This is a genomic window from Rhizobium rhododendri (assembly GCF_007000325.2).
Lineage (GTDB): Bacteria > Pseudomonadota > Alphaproteobacteria > Rhizobiales > Rhizobiaceae > Rhizobium > Rhizobium rhododendri.
Map to the genome: position 1 here is coordinate 2,433,148 of NZ_CP117267.1, position 25,801 is coordinate 2,458,948.

The 25,801-nt window shown below is 61.3% G+C and carries 23 protein-coding genes and 1 pseudogene; 12 read left to right on the forward strand and 12 right to left on the reverse strand.

Annotated features, from left to right (window positions below; translation table 11 throughout):
* Window positions 1–112 precede the first annotated feature (112 nt).
* Window positions 113–1,016, forward strand: a pseudogene (locus tag PR018_RS11855) (GGDEF domain-containing protein).
* Here the strand turns inward: PR018_RS11855 and PR018_RS11860 are convergent.
* Genes PR018_RS11860 through PR018_RS11870 form a run of 3 tightly spaced genes read right to left on the reverse strand, consistent with a single transcriptional unit; the run spans window position 1,017 to window position 4,697 of the window.
* Window positions 1,017–1,694, reverse strand: a complete 678-nt coding sequence (locus PR018_RS11860) for an aminotransferase class IV family protein (protein ID WP_142830620.1) — start codon at window positions 1,692–1,694, stop codon at window positions 1,017–1,019.
* Window positions 1,643–2,800, reverse strand: coding sequence for an aminodeoxychorismate synthase component I (locus PR018_RS11865; protein ID WP_142830618.1), 1,158 nt, complete (start codon window positions 2,798–2,800; stop codon window positions 1,643–1,645). The genes PR018_RS11860 and PR018_RS11865 overlap by 52 nt, the downstream gene beginning before the upstream one ends.
* A 40-nt stretch (window positions 2,801–2,840) precedes the next feature.
* Window positions 2,841–4,697, reverse strand: coding sequence for a M3 family oligoendopeptidase (locus PR018_RS11870; RefSeq protein ID WP_142830616.1), 1,857 nt, complete (start codon window positions 4,695–4,697; stop codon window positions 2,841–2,843).
* 215 nt (window positions 4,698–4,912) lie between these two features.
* Between PR018_RS11870 and PR018_RS11875 the strand changes: the two genes are divergently transcribed.
* Window positions 4,913–6,493 carry a sigma-54-dependent transcriptional regulator gene (locus PR018_RS11875; RefSeq protein WP_142830614.1) on the forward strand — a complete coding sequence of 527 codons (1,581 nt, stop codon included), beginning with the start codon at window positions 4,913–4,915 and terminating at the stop codon, window positions 6,491–6,493.
* 175 nt (window positions 6,494–6,668) lie between these two features.
* A complete protein-coding gene (locus PR018_RS11880; RefSeq protein WP_142830612.1) occupies window positions 6,669–8,606 on the forward strand; it encodes a peptidoglycan L,D-endopeptidase MepK in 1,938 nt (645 codons plus the stop codon).
* 98 nt (window positions 8,607–8,704) lie between these two features.
* On the opposite strand, the gene PR018_RS11885 is transcribed toward PR018_RS11880, so the two are convergent.
* From PR018_RS11885 to PR018_RS11895, 3 genes are all read right to left on the reverse strand, one after another.
* Window positions 8,705–8,959, reverse strand: a complete 255-nt coding sequence (locus PR018_RS11885; RefSeq protein ID WP_111222345.1) for a DUF2312 domain-containing protein — start codon at window positions 8,957–8,959, stop codon at window positions 8,705–8,707.
* A 166-nt stretch (window positions 8,960–9,125) separates the two neighbouring features.
* Window positions 9,126–9,431, reverse strand: coding sequence for a DUF1244 domain-containing protein (locus PR018_RS11890; protein ID WP_142830610.1), 306 nt, complete (start codon window positions 9,429–9,431; stop codon window positions 9,126–9,128).
* 10 nt (window positions 9,432–9,441) lie between these two features.
* On the reverse strand, window positions 9,442–10,236 hold the full coding sequence (locus PR018_RS11895; RefSeq protein ID WP_142830608.1) for an N-formylglutamate amidohydrolase: 795 nt from the start codon (window positions 10,234–10,236) through the stop codon (window positions 9,442–9,444).
* Between the two features lie 198 nt (window positions 10,237–10,434).
* Here PR018_RS11895 and PR018_RS11900 point away from each other — a divergent pair, with 198 nt between their 5' ends.
* The 4 genes from PR018_RS11900 to hemH all read left to right on the forward strand — a co-directional run bounded on the left by PR018_RS11900 (window position 10,435) and on the right by hemH (window position 15,741).
* Window positions 10,435–10,920 carry a DUF1036 domain-containing protein gene (locus tag PR018_RS11900; RefSeq protein WP_111222342.1) on the forward strand — a complete coding sequence of 162 codons (486 nt, stop codon included), beginning with the start codon at window positions 10,435–10,437 and terminating at the stop codon, window positions 10,918–10,920.
* Window positions 10,920–12,359, forward strand: a complete 1,440-nt coding sequence (gene pyk / locus PR018_RS11905) for a pyruvate kinase (protein ID WP_111222341.1) — start codon at window positions 10,920–10,922, stop codon at window positions 12,357–12,359. The genes PR018_RS11900 and pyk overlap by 1 nt, the downstream gene beginning before the upstream one ends.
* A 215-nt stretch (window positions 12,360–12,574) precedes the next feature.
* Window positions 12,575–14,581, forward strand: coding sequence for a 5'-nucleotidase C-terminal domain-containing protein (locus PR018_RS11910; RefSeq protein WP_142830606.1), 2,007 nt, complete (start codon window positions 12,575–12,577; stop codon window positions 14,579–14,581).
* 125 nt (window positions 14,582–14,706) lie between these two features.
* Entirely contained in the window at window positions 14,707–15,741 is a 1,035-nt protein-coding gene (gene hemH / locus PR018_RS11915) for a ferrochelatase (RefSeq protein ID WP_142830604.1), read from the forward strand.
* An 85-nt stretch (window positions 15,742–15,826) separates the two neighbouring features.
* On the opposite strand, the gene PR018_RS11920 is transcribed toward hemH, so the two are convergent.
* Window positions 15,827–16,732, reverse strand: a complete 906-nt coding sequence (locus PR018_RS11920) for a LysR family transcriptional regulator (protein ID WP_202617195.1) — start codon at window positions 16,730–16,732, stop codon at window positions 15,827–15,829.
* Between the two features lie 97 nt (window positions 16,733–16,829).
* Here PR018_RS11920 and PR018_RS11925 point away from each other — a divergent pair, with 97 nt between their 5' ends.
* Window positions 16,830–17,201, forward strand: a complete 372-nt coding sequence (locus PR018_RS11925) for a DoxX family protein (RefSeq protein ID WP_142830602.1) — start codon at window positions 16,830–16,832, stop codon at window positions 17,199–17,201.
* 17 nt (window positions 17,202–17,218) lie between these two features.
* Here the strand turns inward: PR018_RS11925 and queE are convergent, their stop codons facing one another.
* Genes queE through queC form a run of 3 tightly spaced genes read right to left on the reverse strand, consistent with a single transcriptional unit; the run spans window position 17,219 to window position 19,019 of the window.
* Window positions 17,219–17,956 (reverse strand): 7-carboxy-7-deazaguanine synthase QueE, encoded by a 738-nt coding sequence (gene queE / locus PR018_RS11930; protein WP_142830600.1) that lies wholly within the window; start codon window positions 17,954–17,956, stop codon window positions 17,219–17,221.
* Window positions 17,953–18,309: a 6-carboxytetrahydropterin synthase QueD gene (queD, locus tag PR018_RS11935; protein WP_142830598.1), complete on the reverse strand. Its 357-nt coding sequence runs from the start codon at window positions 18,307–18,309 to the stop codon at window positions 17,953–17,955. Before queD ends, queE begins: the two co-directional genes overlap by 4 nt.
* Before the next feature lie 2 nt (window positions 18,310–18,311).
* Window positions 18,312–19,019 (reverse strand): 7-cyano-7-deazaguanine synthase QueC, encoded by a 708-nt coding sequence (queC, locus tag PR018_RS11940; RefSeq protein ID WP_142830596.1) that lies wholly within the window; start codon window positions 19,017–19,019, stop codon window positions 18,312–18,314.
* A gap of 190 nt (window positions 19,020–19,209) precedes the next feature.
* Here queC and PR018_RS11945 point away from each other — a divergent pair, with 190 nt between their 5' ends.
* Together PR018_RS11945 and PR018_RS11950 are read left to right on the forward strand one after the other, a co-directional pair.
* Window positions 19,210–20,235: an SPFH domain-containing protein gene (locus PR018_RS11945; RefSeq protein ID WP_142830799.1), complete on the forward strand. Its 1,026-nt coding sequence runs from the start codon at window positions 19,210–19,212 to the stop codon at window positions 20,233–20,235.
* Between the two features lie 3 nt (window positions 20,236–20,238).
* A complete protein-coding gene (locus tag PR018_RS11950; RefSeq protein WP_142830594.1) occupies window positions 20,239–20,697 on the forward strand; it encodes an NfeD family protein in 459 nt (152 codons plus the stop codon).
* Here PR018_RS11950 and PR018_RS11955 read toward each other — a convergent pair whose 3' ends face one another.
* The gene (locus tag PR018_RS11955) at window positions 20,698–21,693 is read right to left on the reverse strand and encodes a KpsF/GutQ family sugar-phosphate isomerase (protein WP_142830592.1); all 996 of its coding nucleotides are present in this window, start codon (window positions 21,691–21,693) and stop codon (window positions 20,698–20,700) included.
* Window positions 21,694–21,846: 153 nt separating this feature from the next.
* Here PR018_RS11955 and PR018_RS11960 point away from each other — a divergent pair, with 153 nt between their 5' ends.
* Window positions 21,847–23,373: an outer membrane beta-barrel protein gene (locus PR018_RS11960; RefSeq protein WP_142830590.1), complete on the forward strand. Its 1,527-nt coding sequence runs from the start codon at window positions 21,847–21,849 to the stop codon at window positions 23,371–23,373.
* 53 nt (window positions 23,374–23,426) lie between these two features.
* On the opposite strand, the gene galU is transcribed toward PR018_RS11960, so the two are convergent.
* On the reverse strand, window positions 23,427–24,314 hold the full coding sequence (gene galU, locus PR018_RS11965) for a UTP--glucose-1-phosphate uridylyltransferase GalU (RefSeq protein ID WP_142830588.1): 888 nt from the start codon (window positions 24,312–24,314) through the stop codon (window positions 23,427–23,429).
* Between the two features lie 199 nt (window positions 24,315–24,513).
* On the opposite strand from galU, the gene PR018_RS11970 reads away from it, so the two are divergent.
* A complete protein-coding gene (locus tag PR018_RS11970; RefSeq protein ID WP_142830586.1) occupies window positions 24,514–25,737 on the forward strand; it encodes a lytic murein transglycosylase in 1,224 nt (407 codons plus the stop codon).
* Window positions 25,738–25,801 lie beyond the last annotated feature (64 nt).

Genomic DNA, 25,801 nt, shown 5'->3' on the forward strand with positions numbered 1-25,801 from the left:
GATTGCGTGCCGCGATGTGACACAGATCGAATAGGTTAAGAACCCCGGCCGTTCACATTCTTTTTAGACGTCAACATGATATCAGCGTCCTATTGGAAACAGGAAGACCGGAATGGACCTCATGTCTGAACGGTTTGCTGCGCTTCTGTCGACGAGCGCGGCACTGATTGCCGTCTGACGAAGCCGATCGGCTACGCTTTGCCAACGATGCCTTTCGGTCGGCATTCGCGCTCACTGCGGAGGAAACGCCGCTCTGGTCGGAGTTGATGCGCCGCAATACGTTGGCCGGCCTCGGCACAGTGATCCGCTCTCCCGATTTCGAATCATGGCTGGTCTCAGCACAGTCGCGCCGCGGCAAGATCCCGTTCCGCAGCTTCGAAACGGATCTCGTCGACGGTCGCTGGCTGTGGATGAACGAGACTGTCGAGGAAAACGGCTGGATGCTCTGCGTCGCCACCGACATCACCCACATCAGAACGAGCGAGCGCAACCTGCGCCAGGACCGTGATTTCGCCCTGCGTGCGTCGCAGACGGACGAACTGACGAGCATTTCCAACCGGCGCTTCATGATGGCGGCCCTGGACGAACTTGTCCGCCGCCAGGCAGGCGCCCGGCCGATGATGAGTTGCGCCTGCATCATCGATCTCGATTTCTTCAAATGCATCAACGACCGTTTCGGCCACCAGACCGGCGACGACGTCCTCATCGATTTCGCACGCCGCGTCCACGTGCTGGTGCGAAGGCACGATAGTTTTGGCCGCATCGGCGGCGAGGAATTCATGCTGTTGATGCCCGATACCGATCTTGCCGAAGGCGAGGCGATTATCGGTCGTGTCTTGCAAACCGTGCGGCAGGCCCGACCGATCGTCTCCGACCCGTCCTTTTCCTACACCTGCTCGGCGGGCCTTGTGCAACTTCGTGCGGGTGAAACGACACGCGAAATCTATTCAAAGGCAGATGCGGCACTTTACGTCGCCAAGCGGGCCGGCCGCGACCAGCTGAAAAGCGTCGCCTAGCTAGTCCGACACCAGCACAGCAGGGATAAGCCCGCGCAAAGAATTGCCAACGAAGAGTTTGCCTCTGTCGACATCGGCGAGGGTGAGCCGAGAGGTCCGGGCTTTGCGCGTGCAGATCAATTCGCTGCGCAACACGCCGGCCAGCAGGCCGCAGGCAATCGGCGGCGTCAGCAGCATGCCGGAGCCGTCGTCGACGAAAATCGAGGTAATGGTGCCTTCGCAAACGTCGCCCTTCTCGTTGAGCAACAGAACTTCATCGGCCTCGTCAGGGCTGAATTCGGCACGGGCGCGGTCATAGACCCCGCGTCGCGTAGTTTTCGCACGAAGCAGCTTGTTGCCGGAATCGAGACGTGTGGCGGCGATGCGGATCCGCCACGTCACATCGGCAGCCAAAGGCACAAAACCGGCCGTGGTAACCGCAACACTGCCGGTACGATTCATCGTCAGGCGGACACGCTGCGGGCCGGATGCGTCGCAAACGGCCGCGTCAAGCGCCGCTTCCACCTGCCCCGGTGCCGCAAAACCAAGGCGTCGGGCAGAACGCTGCAGCCGCGCCAGATGCAGCTTCAACCTGACGAAGCCGAGGCCCGGCTCGTAGCGCAGGGTTTCGATCAGCGAGAAATCATCTACCGGGCGATCCACGCGTCCCCCACGGCAAACCGCGCCTTCAGCAGGCATTCCGCGTACTCCGCCTCGGCAGTCGAATCGAAGACGATACCGCCGCCGACGTTGAAGACGCCCCTGAAATCGTCGAACAGCGTGATCGTCCGGATGGCTACGGAAAAGCGCATGGCACCATCAGGTGCAATCATGCCGATAGCACCGCAATAGGCGTTGCGCGGCCCGACCTCCAGCCCATGGAGGATTTCCATCGCCCACATTTTTGGCGCGCCGGTGACCGAGCCGCACGGAAAAAGCGCGGCAAAGATATCCCGGATCGACAGGTCAGGAAGGAGCTTTGCCTGGACGGAACTGACCATCTGATGGACGGTCGGATAGCTCTCGATATCGAAAAGCCTCGGCACCTCGACGCTGCCTGTCTCTGCGATCAGCGAAATGTCGTTGCGCAGGAGATCGACGATCATCCGGTTTTCAGCCTGGGTCTTGCCGTCCTGGCGCATCGCCTCGACGATGGCGGAGTCTTCGTCCGGCGTCAGTCCGCGCGGCGCCGTCCCCTTCATTGGACGGGTTTCGATCCAGCCGTCGGCGTCGACACGGAAAAACAGTTCCGGCGAGCGCGACAGGATGACCGGGCCGGCGAGATCGACAAGTGCTCCATACTTGACCGGCTGTCGTTCGATCAGCGACCAGAAGGCGGCGCGTGGATCGCCATTCCAGCGCGCCTCGATCGGCATCGTCAGGTTACCTTGGTAGCAGTCACCGTTCCGGATGTGGCGGTGAAGCTGGTCGAAGCTCTTCCGATAGGCGGCAAAATCCCATGCGGCCTTCGGATCCGTCAGAAAGGCTTCGTTTTCAAGGCGACGCTGCGGCTGCGAGAGCGGATGGTCCGCAGCTGCCGGTCCGTCGAAGATCCCGAAAACCATCAGCGGCGTCCGGCGTCCCTCGGCGATCAGCGGCGCGAGCCTATCCTCGAAGACGAAGCCCGCCTCATAGGCCATGTAGCCGGCCAGCCAACGACCGGCCGCCTTCTCCCGCTGCATCCGCGCCAGACCGGCCAGCACCTCGGCGCCCGTATGCGCGACGATCACATCCAGGGGTTCGGCAAACAGCATCACCTGGCCGGTGGTATCGTCTCGGAAAAGGACTGATGCGGTGCTGGCCATGTGTGCGGCGTGGTTTGTCCTGCGTTTACGCTTCGTTGTTTTATGACTCGTCCAGTGCCTCGAGTTCGTCGATAAGCCCCTCGATCATCGAAAGCCCCCTCGCCCAGAACGACGGATCGGTGGCATCGAGGCCGAACGGCTTCAGCAGTTCGGAATGATGTTTGGTGCCGCCAGCCTTCAGAAGCTCGAAATACTTGTCCTGGAACCCCGGTTCTGCCTTCTGGTAGACGGCATAGAGCGAATTGACCAGGCAATCGCCGAAGGCATAGGCATAGACGTAGAAGGGCGAATGGATGAAGTGCGGGATATACGTCCAGTAGGTCTCGTAGCCCTCGGAGATGCGGATCGCCGGCCCGAGGCTTTCCTCCTGCACGGACAGCCAGAGCGCCCCGATATCCTCCGACGTCAGCTCGCCGGCCTTGCGCGCAGTGTGCAGCTTACGTTCGAATTCGTAGAAAGCGATCTGGCGCACGACCGTGTTGATCATGTCCTCGACCTTCTGGGCGAGCATCGCCTTGCGCTCGCGCTTGTCAGTGGTCTTTTCCAGAAGAGCCCGGAAGGTCAGCATCTCGCCGAAGACCGAGGCGGTTTCGGCCAGCGTCAGCGGCGTCTGGCACATCAATGCGCCCTGCCCGCCGGCCAGCACCTGATGCACGCCGTGGCCGAGCTCATGGGCAAGGGTCATCACGTCGCGCGGCTTGCCGAGGTAGTTGACCAGCACATAAGGATGGGCGGAAGGCACTGTCGGATGGGCAAACGCGCCCGGCGCCTTGCCGGGCCGCACCGGCGCATCGATCCACTGCTCGTCGAAGAAGCGGCGGGCGATTGCGGCCATCTCAGGTGCAAAGTCATTGTAGGCCGACAGCACCGTCTCCTTGGCGTCGCCCCAGGGAATCAGGACATTCGAGGTCTCCGGCAACGGCGCGTTGCGGTCCCAGAAATCCATCTGCTCCATGCCGAGCCACTTGGCCTTCATCTTGTAATAGCGGTGCGACAGGCGCGGATAGGCATCACGAACCGCAGCGGCCAGCGCATCGACGACCTCGCGCTCGACCCGGTTGGCAAGATGCCGGCTGTCGGCGATGTCCTTGAAACCACGCCAGCGGTCGGAAATGTCCTTGTCCTTGGCGAGCGTGTTTGTAATCAGTGTGAAGACCCGCAGATTAGCCTTGAAGGTGGCGGCCAGCGCCATGGCGGCTTTCTTGCGGACTGCCGTGTCGGGATCCTGCAGCAGGTTGAGCGTCATCTCCAGCGGCAACATCTCGCCGTCGATCTCGAAGCGCAGCTCGGCCATGGTCTCGTCGAACAGACGATTCAAGGCGGCTGCCGACGTCATCGACTTTTCGAGGAACAGTTGCTCGATCTTGTCCTCGAGCTGGTACGGCTTGTCCTGGCGCAGATCGACCAGCCACGGGCGATAGTGGCCGGCTTCAGGATCGTTCTGCATACAGGCATCGATCAGCACGTCGTCGAGCCGGTTGAGCTCCAGCGCGAAGAACAGCAGGTGCGAACTGGCTTCGGTGATCTTCGCCTGCACATCGCCGTAGAGCTTGCCGTTGGCCGGATTGCTGGTGTCGGAAAAATAAGTCAGGCCGGCGAAGGAGGCGATCCGGCCCATGAGGTCGTCGAGCGCCTCGTATTCGCGCAGCGCCGCACCGATACCTGCATCGCCCGTGCTCATCGCCGCAGTGCCGAGCTTCCCCTTCCACTTTTCCGCGAACGCAACCGACGCGGTGGCAGCCTTTTCCATGTCGGCGAGAAACGCCGAAGACGTTGCCGAGGGATAGAGATCCGCAAGCTTCCAGACGGGCAGATCGCCAAGTGCTGCATCCGCAGGTGCTTTGACGGAAATGTCGGCCGAAAGGTTAAGAAAGGCGTGGAGCGAATGGCGGCTCATGGGCAGTTATCCTCTGCTTTCCTGGTCTGGCACGGTCACCTGTCGTGTCTAATTGGCCCTAACGATGGCGGCAAGCCGATTTTCTCGGCGAAATCACTGCCTCGGACCAAAGTTGTGCTGATCGTGCATTGATTAAAATGCCGTTATTTCTCAGAACTGGATGTTCAATCCTGTCTGCCAAAATCACCTCAAGTTTCGCATGAGGTGAGGCACCAATGACCATACATAATGACGCCAAGGTCGGCGCGCAAATTCTCATCGTTGAGGATGATCCGGTCCAGCGCCGGCTTCTGAAGAATGCTGTCGAGCGGCATGGCTATGCCACGCTGCTGGCCGAGAACGGTCGGCTCGGGCTACAGGTCCTCAAAGAGAACAGTGGCCGCGTCAATGTCATCGTGCTCGATCTGATGATGCCGGAGATGGGCGGGCTGGAATTTCTGGCAGCCCTTCACGAGATGGGCACCGACATACCGGTCATAGTCCAGACGGGCCAGGGCGGCATTGAAACCGTGGTGCAGGCGATGCGCGCCGGCGCTTTCGATTTCGTCGTCAAGCCGGTTTCGCCCGAACGCATCGCAAGCGCCATTCACGGCGCCCTGAAGCTCGACCAGCGCGAAGCCAAAGCGCGGGCCGGCCGCAAGACGCGCTCCGGCAGTATCAGCTTCGACGACATCATCTCCGCCAGTCCGGCGATGATCCGCATCACCGACCTCGCCCAGCGGGCGGCGCTTTCGAACATCCCCGTGGTGCTCGAGGGCGAATCCGGCGTCGGCAAGGAATTGGTGGCACGCGCCATCCAGTCGGCCAGCGACCGCGCCAACAAGCCTTTCATCACCGTCAACTGTGGCGCCATACCCCACAACCTCGTCGAAAGCATCCTCTTCGGCCACGAAAAGGGTGCGTTCACCGGCGCCACAGAGCGCCATGTCGGCAAGTTCATGGAAGCCGATGGCGGCACGCTGTTCCTCGACGAAGTCGGCGACCTGCCGATCGAGGTGCAAGTGAAGCTGCTGCGCGCCGTACAGCAGGGCGAAATCGAAACGATCGGCGCCCGCACGACGCAAAAAGTCAATGTCAGGCTGATCTCCGCCACCAACAAGGACCTTATCGAGGAAGTGAAGGCAGGGCGTTTCCGCGAGGATCTCTATTATCGCCTCAACGTCTTCCCGATCACAATGCCGGCGCTGCGCCGGCGCAAGGAAGATATCCCGCATCTGGTGCGCGTCTTCGTCGAGCGCTTTTCCGCCGAGCAGAAGATCGGTCACACGCTCGGTATCAGCGCCGGCGCCATGGCGCTGCTGACTGCCTACGACTGGCCCGGCAATATCCGCCAGCTCGAAAACGCCATCTTCCGCGCCGTCGTCCTGGCGCAGGGCTCCGATCTGGTCGAAGCGGATTTTCCGCAGATCGCCGCTCAACTGCCCGGCTACCTAACCTCGGAACAGATGGCTGCCGGCGGCATCTCCAGGCGTGCCATGGGCGAAGGCGGTCTTTCGCTCGTGGGCGGGCGCGAATCGGACCACGTCGAGAGCGTCACAAACGAATCACCGGCGCCCCAACCGGCTGAAACAGCCGACGTTTCAGTTCCCGACAATCAGATCGCCAGCACCGGCCCGTCCGGCGAAGTGCGGAAACTGGCCGACGTAGAGGAGGAATTGATTCGTTTTGCACTGAAATTTTACCGCGGCCAGATGAGCCAGGTAGCCCGAAAACTAGGCATTGGCCGCTCTACCCTCTACCGCAAATTGAAGGATTACGGTATAGATCCGGACGACCCGCAGAAAAACGCTGCCTGATCGCTTTCTTAACGTTCGGGCAAGCATATTCCGTTACTGGTCGTAAAGCTCTTGTTAGTGGATCGTTCACTATGTAAGAAGTGGTTGAACATGTGTGGCATTTTTGCCATCGTGTGACCGCAATTGACAGACATTTGGAACGTTATGCGGCATTTGCTGTCGGACGGGGATCGACTTGCAGAAACTGAATGGGAATTCCAAGCGTAATGGCTTGAACTGGCGCACCGTATGTTCGGATATTTGCGTGAAGACGGCCAAGGCGCTTGCCATTGGTGCGGTCGCCATCGCAGTTTCGACGCCGGTCTTCGTGGGTTCACCTTCACAGGCGGAAGGCGAAACGCGCAGCCTTAAGATCTATTACGTCCATACGGGCGAAAAGGCAGTCATCACCTACAAGCGCAATGGCAAGTTTGACCCGCGTGGTCTTGAACAGCTCAACCGCATCCTGCGCGACTGGCGCAAGAACCAGCCGACAAAGATGAACCCCCGGCTTTTCGACCTGATCTGGGAAGTTTATCGCGAGAGCGGTTCGCATGAATTCATCAACGTAGTCTGCGGCTTCCGCTCGCCCGATACAAACGAGATGCTGCGCACCCGCAATGCCCACACCGGCGTCGCGAAGAAGAGCCAGCACATGCTCGGCAACGCGATGGATTTCTACATTCCCGACGTTAAGCTCGCCAAGCTGCGCGAACTCGGCATGAAATTGCAGACCGGCGGCGTCGGCTACTATCCGACATCGGGCTCGCCTTTCGTTCACATGGACGTCGGCGGCGTTCGCGCCTGGCCGCGCATGGACCGCCAGGACCTTGTCCGCCTGTTCCCGAACGGCAAGACGATGCACATCCCGGCCGACGGCAAGCCGCTTCCGGGCTACGACCAGGCAGTCGCCGACTACAAGCGCCGCATGTCTTCAGACGATATCCAGGTTGCCAGCGTTTCGCCCACCAAGCATCGCGGCTTCTTCGCGACGCTGTTTGGCGGCGGCGGGGCTGACGAGGCCGAAGACAATTCCGATGCCGAATCCACGCCGACCAAGGCAGTGGCGACGACAACGTCCACGCCGCGCCAGCAGGCACCGGCAGTCGTCCAGCCAACGGATGACGAAGAAGCACCTCGGACCGCCGTGGCGAGCCTCAATGCGCCGATCCCGGCCGTCCGGCCTTCGTTCGGTAACCTGGCCGGTGGCAGCGATGTCGCTTCTGCGCTGGTCTCGCCAAACCATAGCGCCGCCCAGGATGCGCTCTCCGCAGCCCTGCCGGCAAACGGCTCCTCCTCCCTGCCGCAGTATACGGACCTGAGTTCGTTCAGCGTGCCCGTGCCATCGCTGCTTGGCCAGAGACGCGCACCCGGCGATGCCGAAACGCAGACGGCGTCGGCCGATCCGCTTAATTCCGAGGCCGGTTCGCAACTGTCGTCCGTCCCGGTTCCGGTGGAGCGTCCTGCCGTGGCTGAAAACCTTCTGGCTTCGGCGCAATCGGATACCGATGCCGAGGAAGACAATGCGGATGAAAATGCGCTTTCGCCTTCGGTCGTTGCCGCGCTCGAGCAGCATCGCAAGGACGAGGAAGTGCTGAATGCGCTTGCCGCAACGCCGATGCCGCCGGCAGCCCAGGCAATCGCCTCGGTGACACCGCAGGTGGTTCCGACACAGCGGCCGGCCCAGCAGCGCCCGACGACGTCGGTACCGATGCAGATGGCGGCACTGGCTCCACAGATGAAGATCGCCCCGTCGGCCAATAATGTCCGCTTCTACGATGCCTTCGATGCGCCGACCGCCGATGACAGCAATATCGCCGCAGGTATCCCGACAAAAGGCGGACGCCCCAGCAAGAAGGACGCAGTTGTCGCAACAGCAGGCCGCGCCACCCTTCGCACTGAACCGAAGCTGACCGAGAAGATGGTCGAGCATTGGGCTCTCAGCAACGCCCGCCTCGAAACCGCGAGCCGCCCGGTAAAGGCTCCGCGTTTCGTCAGCCAGCAGCTGCGCGCCCAGCCAACCACCGTCTACACCGAAGGCTTCAAGCAGCAGACCGCCGCCATCGATCCTGAGCGCTTCAACGGCTCCGCCGTCAACTTCCTGCCGGTCAAGAAGTTCGATACGCTGCAGTAGAGACCATCAAAAAATCCCATAAAGAAAACCCGCCGGATCGCTCCGGCGGGTTTTCTGTTTGAACGCTAAAGTGCTTTCTGGAGAAAGCCCCGACCGGGCTATTCCATGCCCAGTGCGGCCATGTAGGTCTGCAGGATGGTTTCTTCTTCCATGCGCTCGTTGGCGTCTTTCTTGCGCAGACGAATGATGGTGCGGATGGCCTTGGTGTCGTAACCGCGGCCCTTGGCTTCGCCCATGACATCCTTGATATCGCCGCTGATCGCTGCTTTTTCTTCTTCCAGACGCTCGATGCGTTCGATGAACTGCTTCAGTTCGGCGGCCGCGACCGGCTCTGCGCCCATTACTTCACTCATGGATTTCTTTCCTCGCTAGACAGATGATGCGGGCCGTTAAACGCAAGCAGCTGGCTGACAGCCGTGTCGACGGCAGGCGCCGCTTGTGGGACGGACGGGTGGTTTGATCGCGGGATGACGTGCCGCGAACGGCGCTGGAGGTCAAGCCGATTTGCTAAAGGTTGACCTATTCTTTTGGCTTGCTGGTTTCAAACGCAGCCTTTTGCACAGGCGTCGCCTCGATTTGGTGGAGGCTCTGCCACTCTTCGTAGGGCATGCCGTAGATGATCTCGCGCGACTGCTCCTTGCTGAGCGGCACGCCGTGCTCATTGGCCGCCTCGCCATACCAGCGCGACAGACAGTTGCGGCAGAAACCGGCAAGGTTCATCAGGTCGATGTTCTGCACGTCGCTGCGCTCGGCGAGATGAGCGACCAGCCTTCGAAAGGCGGCAGCTTCGAACTCGGTCTGCTGTTCCTTGCTGAGTTCGGTCATTGTTGTCTCCTTAAGCCGTTGGATAGGGGCCGGTGCGTGACGGAAACACCTTGTACTCGTGCAACGCAGGATCGGCATTCATGGCCGCGAAGATCGGTGCCAGCCGGTCGGCCCAGGCCGCAATGCCTTCGGCATCGCCAATCAGGTCCTGGCGCACTTCCAGAAGCGTGTGCGGAATGCCGGTCACCATGCAATGCCGATAGAGCGTATCGCCGCGCAGCGCACCGTCATAGGGTTCGTTGTCGCCGACAACCAGGCCTTCGGCCCGCAGCATGGAGAGCAGCGGCAGGACGGCGCGATCGTCGGTGTCCCAGAGGACCGCCGCATGCCAAGGCCGCGGCACACCCTTCCAGGCGGGCGTATAGGAATGCAGCGACAACACCAGCGGCGCCTTCCCGCTTTCAGCCGCTACACTGGCGATCACCTCCGCCACGGCATCGTGATAGGGACGGTGATAGGTGGCAATGCGGTTCATCCATTCGGCGTCCGAAATCGGGTGATTGCCGGGAATGATCGCGCCATCGGAGATTTTCATGATCAGCGTCGGATCGTCTTCACCGCGATTGGGATCGATCAGCAGGCGCGAAAAACCACTGAGCACGGCGGGCACGCCCAGCATGTGCGACAGCCTCCGGCACAGATCCTCGACGCCTATGTCATAGGCGATATGCCGCTCGAAAGCAGCGGCTGGCAAACCGAGCTGATTGTAATGTGGCGGCAGCCGGTTCATGGCGTGATCGCCGAGGATCACCATGCCCCTGTCACGATTGCCGTCTAGGATTTCGAAAGCGTCGAAGTCATGCATGCGCGGGTGCTGCCAGCCTCATTTCGGTCCGCTGCTTGATCGCATGCAGGACGTCGAGGTGCAAGGTTTGCATGATATCGTGGCGGGTTTGGGGTTGCCGATGACAATGGCGTGAACGAATATAATCGATTAGCATTGCGTTGACATTCCGGGGATGGCAGCGCAAGAAGACGGGAGAACGAATAATCATGGAGCCCATTGGAAGCAGTGTCCAGCCAAGTCGCGCCCAGTTTCGTTAAGCGGTCAAATCCGCTCGTCAAGCTCGCCCTTTTTGCCCTGGCCGCAGCCTCGCCGTTTATCCTGCCGAATGTTGCCCTTGCGGATTTCCGCGTGTGCAACGGCACGCAAAACCTGGTCGGCGTAGCCATCGGCTACCGTGCAAAGCAGGGTTGGGTGACGGAAGGATGGTGGCAGGTCCCAGCCACCACATGTGCCACTCTGATCGAAGGTCCGTTGCAGTCACGTTATTATTATCTCTACGCTGAGGACGCTGCCCGTGGTGGCCGCTGGACTGGCGACGTGGAAATGTGCGTGGCTGAAAACGAGTTCAAGATCGAGGGCGTCAAGGACTGCTACGCACGCGGTCACCAGAAAATGGGATTCAAGGAATACGACACGGGGAGGCAGGCGAGCTGGATGGTTCAGTTGTCCGACACCCCGGGAAGCCAAGAAAGCCAGAATTGATGAAACGCAATAGAAACGTCAAAATCCTCGCCACACTCGGTCCCGCTTCTTCTGACGAAGCGATGATCCAGAAGCTTCATGAAGCAGGCGCCGATCTGTTCCGCATCAACATGAGCCATTCCAGCCATGAGATGATGCGCACGCTGGTGTCTCGAATCCGCGCTGTCGAAGCCCGCTGCGGCCGGCCGATCGGCATTCTCGCCGACTTGCAGGGACCAAAGCTGCGCGTCGGCAAGTTCGCCGACACCAAGGTCACGCTCGTCCCCGGCCAGACCTTCACGCTCGACGGCAACGATACGCCCGGCGACAACAAGCGCGTCTTCCTGCCGCATCCGGAAATTCTGGAATCGGTGAAGGCCGGCGACCGCCTGCTGATCGACGATGGCAAGTTGCACCTGCGCGCGGAAACATGCGACGGCAAGACGATTGTCACCAAGGTCATTTCCGGAACCACGATTTCCGACCGCAAGGGCGTCAGCCTTCCCGACACCCTGCTGACCGCAGGCGTGCTCACCGACAAGGACCGCGCCGACCTCGACGCCGTTCTCGCAGTCAACGATGTCGACTGGGTTGCCCTGTCGTTCATCCAGCGCCCGGAAGACCTCACGGAAGTCCGCGAGATCGCCCAGGGCCGCGTTGGCCTGATGTCGAAGATCGAAAAGCCGCAGGCCATGGAGCGGATCGACGAGATCATCGAACTCTCCGACGCCCTGATGGTTGCCCGTGGCGACCTTGGCGTTGAAATGCCGCTCGAAGCCGTTCCCGGCATCCAGAAGCAGCTCATCCGCGCCTGCCGCAAGGCCGGCAAGCCGGTCGTCGTCGCCACGCAGATGCTGGAATCGATGATTTCGGCTCCGGTACCGACCCGCGCCGAAGTCTCGGACGTTGCTACCGCCGTCTTCGAAGGCGCCGATGCTGTCATGCTGTCGGCAGAATCTGCCTCCGGCGATTATCCGATCGAAGCCGTCGCCACCATGGCGTCGATTGCCCGCACCATCGAGCGCGAGCCGCATTATCCGGGCATCATCTACGCCCAGCGCCCGCAGCCTGAAGCAACCGGCGCCGACGCTATTTCGCTGGCCGCCCGCCAGATTGCCGAAACGCTGAAGCTGACAGCTATCGTCTGCTACACATCGTCCGGCGGCACCGGCCTGCGTACCTCGCGCGAGCGTCCGAACGTGCCGATCCTGGCGCTTTCGCCGAGCGTACAGACAGCCCGCCGCCTCTCCGTCGTCTGGGGCCTGCACTGCGTCGTCACCCACGATGCGACCGACCTCGACGACATGGTCAACCGCGCCTGCCGCATCGTCGTTGCGGAAGATTTCGGCAAGCCCGGCGACCGCGTGATCATCTCGGCCGGCGTTCCGCTCGGAACACCGGGCGCCACCAACATGCTGCGTCTGGCCTACATCGGCTCGGACGGACAGGGCGGCATCTGATCGATAGCCTCCGATAAAAACGAGCCCGCTGCCTTGGAAAAAAGGCGGCGGGCTTTTTTCATGCCTGCGACCCGCCGACTTTCGAGGCGGCAGTGTCGCCTTCACGGGTTGCACCGGAGCCAGAACATCATCATTGTACGGCTGCCATAAAGAGGCTCTAGGAGAGACGGCGGGGGGCTGCGCCGCAGCGCGACTTTGCCAAACAGGAGAGAGAGATGAGGAAAACCGCCAGGTTCGGTCTTTTGACCATTGCGGTGGTGGCGCTCAGCGCCGGCACGGCCTTTGCCGACTATCAGCTCAATATTCTGCACATCAACGACTTCCACTCCCGCGACGAGTCGATCAACAAATTCGACGCCACCTGCTCGGCAGACGAAGAGAGCAAGAACGAATGCTTCGGCGGCGCAGCCCGGCTGAAGACGGAAATCGACCTGCGCCGCAAGGCGCTCGAAGGCCAGAACGTCATCCTTCTCGACGCCGGCGACAATTTCCAGGGCTCGCTTTTTTACACGACCTACAAGGGCCAGGCAGAGGTGGAACTGCTGAATGCCATGAAGTTCGACGCGATGACCGTCGGCAACCATGAATTCGACGATGGCGAAAGCGCACTGGCGCCGTTCCTCGACAAGGTCCAGTTCCCGGTACTCGGCGCCAACGTGCTGACCGATTCGGAATCGAAACTCGGCGAGCGCATCAAGAAATCAATCGTGCTGGATGTCGGCGGACAAAAGATCGGCATCGTCGGCGTCGTCACCACGGATACGCCTGCCCTTGCCTCGCCCGGGCCGCACGTCAAGATCACCGATGACGCCCAGGCGATCAACGCCGAAGTCGACCTGCTGAAGTCGCAGGGCGTCAACAAGATCGTCGCGCTCACCCATGTCGGCTACCACAGGGACCTGGACGCGATTGCCAAGATCCCCGGCGTCGACGTCGTCGTCGGTGGCCATTCGCACACGCTGCTGTCGAACACCGACCCGAAGGCGGAAGGCCCCTACCCGACCATGGTCGACAATCCCGGCGGCTACAAGGTCCCGGTCGTCACAGCCGCATCATACAGCCGATATCTCGGCGACATCGTCATCACCTTCGACGACAACGGCGTCGTCAAGGAAGCCAAGGGCGACCCCATCCTGCTCGATTCCTCGGTGACCCCTGATCCGGCCATGCTTGCCCGGGTCCAGGAGTTGGCAAAGCCGATTGCCGAGGTGCGCAAGAAGGTCATTGGCAAGTCCGAAGGCCCGATCGAGGGCGCTCGCGAAGTCTGCCGGGCGCAGGAATGCTCGATGGGCAATCTCGTCGCCGATGCGATGCTCGACCGCACCAAGGCGCAAGGAATCAGCATCGCCATCCAGAACGGCGGTGGCCTGCGGGCCTCCATGCCTTCGGGCAATCTGACCATGGGCGATGTCCTCACCGTGCTGCCCTTCCAGAACACTGTCGCCACATTCCAGCTGACAGGCGCCGACGTGGTCGCAGCACTGGAAAACGGCCTTAGCCAGATCGCCGACGGGGCCGGCCGCTTTCCGCAGGTGTCGGGCATCAAATACACCTTCGACAAGACCAAGCCCGCCGGCAGCCGCGTCGTTTCGGTCGAAGTCATGGAGGGCGACCGCTACGTGCTGCTAGATCCGAAGAAGACCTACGGCGTCGTTTCCAACAACTACATGCGCTCCGGCGGAGACGGCTATACGGTGTTCTCGACCAAGGGCCAGAATGCCTACGACTTCGGTCCCGATCTCGAGCAGGTCGTTGCCGACTACCTGGCTGCCCACAATCCGTACAAGCCCTACCTCGACGGCCGCGTGACGCAGGTGGCCGCCGCCTCGCCCAGCGCCCAGCCGGACGTGGTCAAGCCGACAGACACTCAGATCGCTCCCTCTGGCGAGAAGCCGGCTGAAAAGCCGACGGTAGCAACCACGCCGACACCCGCGCCGATCACTCCGCCGCCTGCAGCGTCGACCACCACAGCGGCTTCACCGACACCGCCAGCTCCGGCACCGGCACCGCCGCCCGCCGCGAACCCGCCGGTTGCTGCAGAGCCAAGCGCCAAACCGAAGCTTCCGACGACCCACGTGATTGCCGCCGGCGATACGCTCTGGGATCTGGCCCAGACGTTTTACGGCGATGGCGCCGACTGGAAAAAGCTCGCCGCCGCAAACCGCCATGCGAGCCCGCGTCGCCTCTTGGTCGGCCGCGAACTGCAGGTTCCGGCCAAATAACGCATCAGGCCATCGCCAACTACCGGTCCGGACTTTCCGGACCGGTTTGTTTCTACGACGTTTGAACCGATCCGCCGGCACTGCGTAGAACGGGTAACAATTTTTGAAATGAACGGACATTTGCCATGACGATAGACGTTTCCGCCCTCCCGCCAGGCCACCCGCCAGTATCGATCGGCAAAGTCGGCGTCCTGATTGTCAACCTCGGCACACCCGATGGCACCGATTACAAATCGATGCGCCGTTATCTGCGCGAGTTCCTGAGCGACAAGCGCGTCATCGAATGGTCGCGCTTCCTCTGGTATCCGATCCTCTACGGCATCGTTCTCAACACCCGCCCCGGCAAGGTCGGCAAGGCCTACGAGCAGATCTGGAACAAGGATCTGAACGAAAGTTACCTGCGCACATACACGCGCAACCAGGCAACTCGCCTCAGCGAAGCGCTGAAGGACCTGCCCAACGTCACCGTCGACTGGGGAATGCGCTACGGCCAGCCATCGATCGCATCCCGCATCGACGCGCTGAAAGCTGCCGGCTGCGACCGCATCCTGCTTTTCCCGCTCTATCCTCAATATGCCGCCGCAACGACGGCGACCGTCAACGACAAGGCTTTCGAGACGCTGCTGAAGATGCGCTGGCAGCCGGCACTTCGCACCGTGCCGCCCTACCACGACGACCCGGCCTACATCGAGGCGCTGGCGAACTCGGTGACCAACCATCTGGCAACGCTCGACTGGGAGCCGGAGATTATCATCACGTCGTTCCACGGCATCCCGATGTCCTACTTCAAGAAGGGCGATCCCTACCACTGCGCCTGCATGAAGACCGCCCGGTTGCTGCGCGAACGGCTCGGTTTCTCCAAGGAAAAGCTGATGATCACCTTCCAGTCGCGCTTCGGTCCGGAGGAATGGCTGCAGCCCTATACCGACAAGACTGTCGAGCGGCTGGCCAAGGAGGGCGTCAAGCGCATTGCCGTCATGAACCCGGGCTTCGTCTCGGATTGTCTGGAGACACTGGAAGAAATTGCCGGAGAGGCAATGGAGATCTTCCATCACGCCGGCGGCGAAAAATTCTCCCACATTCCATGCCTGAACGACAGCCCAGGCGGCGTCGCCGTGCTGGAAAAGGTCATCCGTCGTGAACTGCAGGGCTGGGCCTGAGGCTTGCAAGAGGCCGAGTCCATGCTCAGGAGACGCCCTGTCGGTCGATCTTATTCCCGTGGATCGACAGGCGTCGGCTTGATGACTAGCTGCACCGCCTGAAATCTTCGACCAACTCGTTGAGCAACCATTTCGCCGCATTGCCGAGCGGTCGGTTTCGATTGCGGACAGCATAGATCGGGATTGAAACGGGAAGAACGCTGGAATCCTTGACATCGAGCCGGACGAGAGAGCCGTCCTGCAAATGATGTTCGACCAGATGCAGCGGCATCGAGCACCAGCCAAAGCCTGCCAAAAGAAACTCCAGTCGGCGAAGCATGTCCACGAACCGCCAGAAACGGGCGCTGACGACGCCATGGCTCGGCCCATCCGGCGCGTGCGGATCGGTCAGGATGAGTTGTACGTAGTCGGCCAGGGTCTCACGCGTGATCTCCCTGCTTTCCGTTGCAAGCGGGTGCGATGGAGCGACGACGGGAACGAGGGTGATCTTCGTCAGGACGTGCGCTTCGAGATCCTGTCCGGCGGTCGGAAAAAGCCCACACAGCGAAATCATCGCCGACCCGTCCCGCACGCGCCGTTCTGCCGCCCAGATACTTTCGGTGAAGAGCGTCACGGGAAGATCGGGAAATGTCGACTGCAGCTTCGACAGGGTCCGCAGCACAGGGCCGGTAGGCGTCATGCTGTCGAGGGCGATCGTCAGTTCCGGCTCGAGCCCCCCGGCGATGGCGCCTGCCGTTCTTTCGAACAGCTCCGCCTGTCGCAGAACCTGCCGCGCCTGTGCAACCAACACACGCCCCGCTTCCGTCAACCGGGGCGAACGGCCGGATCGGTCGAACAGGAGCACCTGCTGCGTGGTTTCCAGCGTCCGGACCGTATTGCTGATCGCAGACTGGACACGTCGCAGCTTCCTTCCAGCCGAGGAAAAGCTCCCCGTATCCGCGATCGTCACAAGCACAGTCAACTGGTCGAGCGTCAGGGACCCAATCATCATCTATCTCCATTAGAGATAGTTCGTATCATCAATCCATCGCTTCTCATACAGTCAGAAGCGTTTACGGTGGGCGCCAATCTCATCTGGAGCAGATAATATGAGCACCACCACTCTAAACTCACCTCGAATCCTGACGATCTCAATCTGGGTCTTGCGCGTCCTCGTCGCGTTGATGTTCCTCGCAGCAGCAACGATGAAGCTGACATCGCAGCCGATGATGGTTGCGGAATTCGAACAGGTCGGCCTCGGCCAGTGGTTTCGCTTCCTGACAGGCGGCCTCGAACTGATCGGCGCCATCGCCGTGCTCGTTCCCCGCACATCCATCCTGGGCGCCCTGCTGCTGCTGCTCGTCGATGCCGGCGCTTTCGTCGCGCAGATTGCGGTCCTGCACATGGACTGGGTCCACACGATCGTCATCGGCGCAGTCATCGCCCTGCTGATCTACCTGCAGCGCCGGGCCGCCGCCTGAGCGTTTCCCGCGCGGCGCTAGACGCCGCGCCGGTTTCCCCAGAGGATGACGTGCAGCTGCGGCAAGACGCGGGCGGCAAACCAGCCGTCCTCGGTCACCCGGTCGATAAGCCACAGCATCCTGTCGGTAATGCCGTCGAGATCGATGACGGCATTTTCCTCGGTTCCCTTCGGAGGCGTATGATTGCCGGGCTGAAGGTAGACCGGCAGATGTGGATGGCGCGCTGCCGCATCGCGGGCATAGGCATAGTCCGCATCGTCGAACACAACGAATTTCAGCACCGTCTCAGGCCGACCGCCGGCTGCATCCAGACAGTGCCGCAAGGCATCCAAATCCGTATCCATGCCGCTCGACGGTGGCTTTGGGCTGAGCACCAGAACGTCGAGATCGCTGAACCAGGTTTTGGCGATCGATCCCTGGGTCTCCAGTGCGAAGCGATAGCCTTCGCCATGTCCCCGGGCGATCAGCGGCGCCAGCGGCTGGATGGCTGGATTGCCGCCCGACAGCGACACGGTGAGCGGGCGATGTCCGGACAGTCGCGTCACCTCCTGCCAGATATCATCCACCGACATCGGCGCCCATGTGTCGCGAAAAGCGCTGTCAACCGCATGCAGGCTGTCGCACCACGAACAGCGATAATCGCACCCGCCGGTGCGCACGAAGACGGTCGGCAAGCCGATCAGCACGCCCTCCCCCTGGATCGTCGGCCCGAAGATCTCGCTGATGCGGATGGGTGTCGCGGTTTCCGGTCTCATGGCCGGTATTCCGCCCAGGTCTTCGGCGTCTCACTCACCCTGACTGCCGATGTTTCCGGCAAGACCGCCCGGCACCAGTCAAAGAAGTGCTTCGCCAGATATTCAGACGTGACCGCGTCATGGCCCAGCACATCGTTGAGATGCCGATGGTCAAAGGTCTCGTCGATGTAGCGCTTGAGCGGGGCCAGTTCATGATAATCGCGCACGAAACCGTCTTCGTTGAGATCGGGCGACGAGAGCTCGACGACGACGATATAGTTGTGGCCATGCAGGCGCGCACATTGGTGATCGGCAGGCAGCCGCGTCAGTTGATGCGATGCCGAGAAATGAAATTCCTTGGTAATGCGAAACACGGCTACACCTCCGTCGCCCGGAAGGAGCCCGTGGCGGCAACCCAGAAGTCTGCATCCTCGTAATCGGTTGGATCGACGACGCCGGCGATGGAAAAGGCTTCGCGCCGCTCGACGCAGGTGCCGCAACGACCGCAATGGCGCTCACCGCCCTTGTAGCAGGACCATGTTTCGACGAACGGCGTGCCATGCTTCACGCCATCTATGACGATATCGGCCTTGGACACAGTGACGTAGGGCGCCAGCAGCGTCACGTCTGCATAGCCGTCGAGCGCTTCCGTCTGCATCCGCTGGAAGCTGTCGATGAAGCCCGGTCGGCAATCCGGATAGATGAAGTGATCGCCGCCATGCACGGCGACTGCGACAGCATCGGCCTTGCGGGCTGCGGCGACGCCGAAGGCAATCGCCAGCATGATGGCATTGCGATTGGGAACGATGGTGGATTTCATCGTTTCCTCGGCATAGTGGCCGTCCGGCACCGCGATATTGTCGGTGAGAGCCGAACCAGTGAGGTGGCGGCCTATGCCGCTGATGTCGATGATTTCATGCCATACGCCGAGGCGCTGGGCGCAGGCGGCGGCAAAATCGAGTTCCTTGCGGTGTCTTTGACCGTAGTCGAAGGATAGCAGTCCGAGGAGAGATCCCTCTGCGGCTGTTCTGTAGGCAAGCGAAACGGAATCCAGTCCGCCGGAGCAGACGACGATGGTTTTCATAACAGGTGTCCTTGTTTTTACCGGGTAGGCTGCGACCGGTTAGTTCAATGGGCGTTCTCTAGGGCAAACATCCGCAGCTGGAAACGGCTTTTTTACGACCTGCGACAAATCGTTTGTCGCAACTTCATCGGCAACGGGTGTGCTTCCACCATCGGCTGGGCTATGCTGCCGTGGAACAGGGATGGGAAAAATAATGCTGGGTGGATTTGATATCGTTGTAATTGCGATCGTGGTGCTTGTCGTGCTGGTTCTGTTTGCCGGCATCAAGACGGTGCCGCAGGGCTATCGCTACACTATCGAGCGGTTCGGCCGCTACACGCGCACACTGGAGCCGGGCCTGAACCTGATCCTGCCGTTCATCGAGCGTATCGGCACCCGGATGAATGTCATGGAGCAGGTGCTGGCCGTACCGACGCAGGAAGTCATCACCAAGGACAATGCCAGCGTCTCAGCCGATGCCGTGTGCTTCTACCAGGTGTTGAATGCCGCCCAGGCCGCCTACCAGGTGTCCAACCTCGAAAACGCCATTCTCAACCTGACAATGACCAACATCCGCTCTGTCATGGGCTCGATGGACCTCGACGAACTGCTGTCCAATCGCGAGATCATCAACGACAAGCTGCTGCGCGTCGTCGACGAGGCCGTCGGCCCCTGGGGCATCAAGGTAACCCGCGTCGAGATCAAGGATATCCAGCCGCCGCGCGATCTCGTCGACGCCATGGGCCGGCAGATGAAGGCCGAGCGCGAAAAGCGTGCCCAGGTACTCGAGGCCGAAGGCTCGCGAAACGCCCAGATCCTGCGCGCCGAAGGTGCCAAGCAGGCGGCGATCCTGCAGGCAGAAGGCCAGCGTGAGGCCGCCTATCGCAATGCCGAAGCCCGGGAACGCCTGGCAGAAGCCGAGGCCAAGGCGACGCTCGTCGTCTCCCAGGCGATCGCTGCCGGCGACGTGCAGGCGATCAATTACTTCGTCGCCCAGAAATACACCGAGGCCCTGACCGCAATCGGTTCTGCCTCGAATTCGAAGATCGTGCTGATGCCGATGGAGGCATCCTCCATTCTGGGCTCGCTCGGCGGTATCGGCGCTATCGCCCGCGAAGTGTTCGGCGGCGAAGCGCCAAGCAGCCGACCCGCTGTCGAGCAAGCGCCTCGACCGCGCTCCACGCCGGCACGCACCACGCCGCTGGTCAATCCGCTGAACCCGCCGCGGGAGACCTGACGCATGCTGAGCGATCTGGTCGTCCAGCTCGGACCTTGGAGCTGGTGGGTGCTCGGGCTGGCACTGCTGGCGGCAGAACTTCTCGTTCCCGGCGTGTTTCTCGTCTGGATCGGACTTGCCGCAATCATCGTCGGCGCCCTGTCGCTTGGCCTCTGGGAGGAGCGCATCTGGAGCTGGCAGCTGCAGATGCTGCTGTTTGCCGCTCTCGCCGTCGGCGCAGCGCTCCTCGGACGACGGTATGTCTATCGCAACAGGCATGAAACCGATGAGCCGTTTCTCAACCAGCGCAGCGCCGGTCTTGTCGGCCGCACCACGGTCCTCAACGAACCCATCGTCGAAGGGCGCGGACGCGTCAATCTCGACGATACCTACTGGAAGGTCATCGGCCCCGACCTGCCCGCAGGAACCCGCGTCAAGGTCATCGGCAGCGACGGCCGGCAGTTGACGGTGGAGCCTGCCTGATCAGGCAACCCCGATCCGCAACAGATCGTGGAAATGCACCAGCCCGATAGGCCGGCGGTCTTCGTCGACGACCAGCAATGCCGAGATATTGTTGTTGTTGAGAACTGCCATCGCGCCTGTCGCGAGCGTCGTTGCCCGCACCGTCTTCGGGTCGATGGTCATGATATCATCGACATTGAGCTCGGCGAGGCTCCGGCCCAGATTGCGCGCGATGTCGCCGTCTGTGACGATACCGCAGAGCCGTCCGTCAGCATCGAGAACGCCTACGCAACCGAAGCGCATCTTTGACAGCGTGCTGATCGCCTGCGGCAGCGGCGTGCCTTGGGGGACAAGCGGTACACGCTCGCCGGTGTGCATGATATCGGCGACGTGGGTCAGGCTGGCGCCCAGCTTGCCGCCGGGATGAAAGACGTGGAAGTCGCTGGCGGTAAAGCCCCGCGCTTCCATCAGCGCCACCGCCAACGCATCGCCTATGGCCAGTTGAAGCAACGTCGATGTCGTCGGCGCCAGGCCATGCGGGCAGGCCTCCTGCTCCTTCGGTAGCAGCAGGACCACATCGGCTTCACGGCCGAGCGAGGACGCCGCGCCGGAGGTGATGGCGATCAGCGGCACCGAAAAGCGACGGCAATAGTTGAGGATGCCCTTGAGCTCGGCGGTCTCGCCGCCCCACGACATGGCAATGATCACATCGTCATGGGCAATCATGCCGAGATCGCCGTGATTGGCTTCGGCGGAATGCACAAAAAAGGCCGGCGTTCCCGTCGAGGCCAGCGTCGCCGCCAGCTTGACACCGACATGCCCGCTCTTGCCGACACCCGTAACGATGACGCGGCCGGTGATATCGCCGATCAGCGCCACGGCGCGCGAGAACGGCTCCGCCAGTCCATCGGCCAAGGCACGCTCCAGCGCCTCGAGGCCCCGTCTTTCGGTTTCGATCGTCCGCATCGCCGATTGGATTGCGCCGTTCTCGACCGGATTGAAAGCTCGCTTGTTCATGGCTACGGGTTAGCGCTTTTTGCCAAATCTGTCCATGCGAGAAAGCTGGCTAAGACCCGGTGACCTACACCGAGGCCGGCCTTTCGCAACGAAGCGTTAACCACATGCCTTTACGGTGGGTTAACGACTTCGAGCTTCCGGGCACGGGATAGCATGGCAATTGGCAAAGACAAGGCGGCTGACCACTCGCGCAGCGTGACGGCATATGCCGTCACGGCGGCGCTCGGTTGCGGACTGTTGATGGCGCCGATGCAGTCAGCCGCGCAGGCCGTGAACCAGGCTGCCACCGCCACGACGCCGGTTGCTGTCGATCCGAATGCGCCCGTTACCCCAACGACGGATACGGGCGGCACCGCAACAGCAACAGCAACCGCAACGGCTACGACATCGGACGCCAGGACGACCGACGCCGATGCCCGGCCCAATCCCCGGCTGGTCTTCGACGCTCCCGACACACTCAGGACGGGGTCGATCCTCGACGACGACATCGGCCGCGTGAACATGCGCGGCAGCGACCTGAATAGCCTGCGCTCCAAGGCAAAACCAACCGACGACCAGCAACTCGGTATAAAGCTCGGCACCTTCACGCTCCGACCGTCGGTGAACCAGTCCTACAATGTCGAGACCAACAAGGGCGGCGGCACCAACGATCACCGAACTTACCTGCAATCGGATTTCGAGAACACGCTGACATCGGACTGGGATCGCCACCAGCTGACGATCACCGGCAACGGCATCTGGCAGCGCAATGTCAGCGGCACCGGCGAGGAGCAGCCAAGCATCAATCTCGGCGCCGACCTGCGCCTCGATCTTGCCGAGCAGACCACGGCCCACCTGACAGGCGGATACAAGTTTTTCCGCGAGGACACCGACGATCCCAACGCGCTGAGCGGCGCGACAAAGCAATCCAACGTCAACGAGTACGATCTCGGCGCGTCGATAGAGCGTGATTTCGGCCTGCTGCGCGGCACGACCGCAGTGACCCTCGCCCGCACCGTCTATTCGGATGCTACTCTGGCGGATGGCACGCTGGTGTCGCTCAGCGATCGCAACCAGACGGCTGGCACATGGCGCGGTCGGATCGGCTATGAGCTGTCTCCCGCCCTCATCCCGTTTCTCGAGGTCCAGGTTGGCAAGGCGCTCTATGACGACAAGCGCGACAGCGCCGGCTATGAACGCTCGAACAGCAGCTATGGCGCAAAGGCTGGCGTACAGCTCGATCTTGGCGAAAAGCTGAGGGGCGAACTTGGGATAGGCTACCAGCACACCGGCTTCGACGATGCGCGGCTTGCGTCAATCGATTCGCCGACCGTGGATGGCAGCATCGCCTGGTCGCCGCAACGAGGCACGGATGTCAGCCTCGGTTTTGCGACAACGGTGCAGCCTTCGACCACCGCCGGCGAGAGCGGCTATGTCGCCTATCAGCTCACCGGCACGGTAGCCCATCAGATCCGCGACACCGTCACCGGCAAGATTACCGGCGGCACCACATGGCGCAATTATACGGATGGCAGCACCACCAGAGACCAGCAGGTCTATGATGCGGCCCTCGGCTTGACGTGGGGAATAAATCGCTACCTCGATATGACCAGCAATATCGGTTACGAACTGACGACCCAGAACTCTGGCGACGATACGCGCCAATTCCGCGCGGGCCTTGGTCTGACGGTAAAGCGTTAGAAACGCTCGGGAAAGGGAGCCGCCCGCCCCGAAAGGCGAGCAGCGCTTGGTCGTTACTTCAGGGCTGCGAGCAGCGCCTTGAAACCGTCTTCGACAGTCGGACGGATATCGGCACGCGACAGAGCGAAGGCGACGTTGGCGAGGATGAAGCCATCCTTGGCGCCGCAGTCGTAGGTTTCACCCTTGAAGTGGTAGCCAGCGAAATCTTGCTGCTTGGCAAGCTTTAGCATGCCGTCGGTCAGCTGGATCTCATTGCCGGAGCCGCGCTCCTGATGCTCGAGGATGTGGAAGATCTCGGGCTGGAGAATGTACCGGCCGTTGATGAAGAAGTTCGACGGGGCAGAACCCTGCGGCGGCTTCTCGACCATTTCGGTCACCCGGAAACCGTTGCCGATGCTTTCGCCGACGCCGACGATGCCGTATTTATGGGTCTGGTCCGGCGCACATTCCTCGACGCCGATGACGTTGCCGCCGCTCTGCTCGTAGAGTTCGATCATGCTTTTCATGCAGCCGACATCGGATTGCATGACCATGTCGGGCAGCAACAGCGCAAACGGCTCGTCGCCGACGATCTCACGCGCACACCAGACCGCGTGGCCGAGGCCGAGCGGCTCCTGCTGGCGGGTAAAGCTGGCCGTGCCGGCAATCGGCAGCAGGTTGTTGAGCAGCGTCAACTCGGCCTTCTTGTTACGCTGGCGCAGCGTCTGCTCGAGTTCGAACTGAATGTCGAAATAGTCTTCAATGACGTGCTTGCTGCGTCCGGTGACGAAGACAAAATGCTCGATGCCGGCTTCCATCGCCTCGTCTACGACGTACTGGATGACCGGCTTATCGACGACCGTCAGCATTTCCTTCGGTACTGCCTTTGTTGCCGGCAGAAACCGCGTTCCAAGGCCAGCGACCGGAAACACAGCCTTACGTACTTTCTTATGCAGTCCCACACGTACCTCCTGGGCGATCCGCCCGTAGTTGATCAGGCAAACGAAGCCATCGCTAATTTAAAATTGCTACGATTTGGCGAAAGATGACCGCGGCCTCGTTGCATGGTAAAGATTTTGTTGACTTTGTTTGTCTAAACTTAAGCTTGGCCTATGCGGCGCAGTGCCGTTACGAGCCATCATGATGACGGACACGGCTTCTATGACCCAAGCTCGCAAACACTCCTTTTCTAGTCTCTCCCTCGCGGTTGCGCTTGGCGTTTTTGCGGGGCTAGCGCCCCATAACGCCTTTGCAGACACAGGGTTCCGGAAGTGGATTACCGGCTTTTACGACACAGCCGAGAAAAGCGGCATCAGCAAGGCGACCTATCAGAGGGCCTTCGCCGGTGTGAACGACCCGGATCCGACCGTACTGGAAAAAGCCGGCTCTCAAGCCGAGTTCACGACGCAAATTTGGGACTATATGGACTCCCGCGTCAACCCCTATACCGTTGAGGTCGGTCGAAAAATGGCGTCCAAATACGGGACGACGTTGCGCACGATCGAAAAGCAATATGGCGTAGACCGAAACATTCTCCTCGCCATCTGGTCGATGGAATCCAATTACGGCGCAGTTCTGGAGAAGGACGAGCGGCTGCATTACGTGCCCCGCGCCTTGGCGACCCTTGCCTACGCCGACCGCAAGCGGGCCAAATACGCCCGCACGCAGCTGATTGCCGCGCTGAAGATTCTGCAGAGGGGCGAAGTATCGCCGGATAACCTGACGGGCTCCTGGGCCGGTGCCATGGGTCACACGCAGTTCATTCCGACGAGTTACCTTCTCTACGCCGTCGACGAAGACGGCAACGGCCGCCGAGACATCTGGCATTCCGTCCCCGACGCCCTTGCGACATCGGCAAACCTGCTGATGAAGAATGGCTGGCAGACGGGCAAGACATGGGGCTACGAGGTCGTCGTTCCCAAGGGCGGCAGCGCCCAGGCCGGCAAGACCCATACGCTGAAGGAATGGGCGGCGCTCGGTTTCACAAGGCCGGACGGCAAGGCGTTTCGCCTCGCGACCGATCGTGCCCAGCTGAAAATGCCGGGCGGCGCCAACGGTCCGGGCTTCCTGATGACCAACAACTTTTTCACCATCAAGCGCTACAACGCCGCCGACAGCTACGCCATCGCCGTTGGTATGCTGGCCGACGAGATCGCCGGCTATGGCGGCATGCGCCAATCCTGGCCCCGGCCATCCGGCGCCCTCAACGTCAAGGAGAAGTTCGAACTCCAGACGCGACTGAAATCGCTCGGTTATTACGACGGCATCGTCGACGGCAATTTCGGTTCCGGCTCGAAGGCAGCCATCGCGGCAGTCCAGGGGCGGCTGGGGCTCGGCGCCGATGGCGAACCTTCGATGGAATTGTTGAAGGCATTGCGCCGCTAGCACCCGCCGTGCCGTTCGGCCAATGTCGGCCAATATCCCGGAGACGAGCAGGATGCGATCCCGG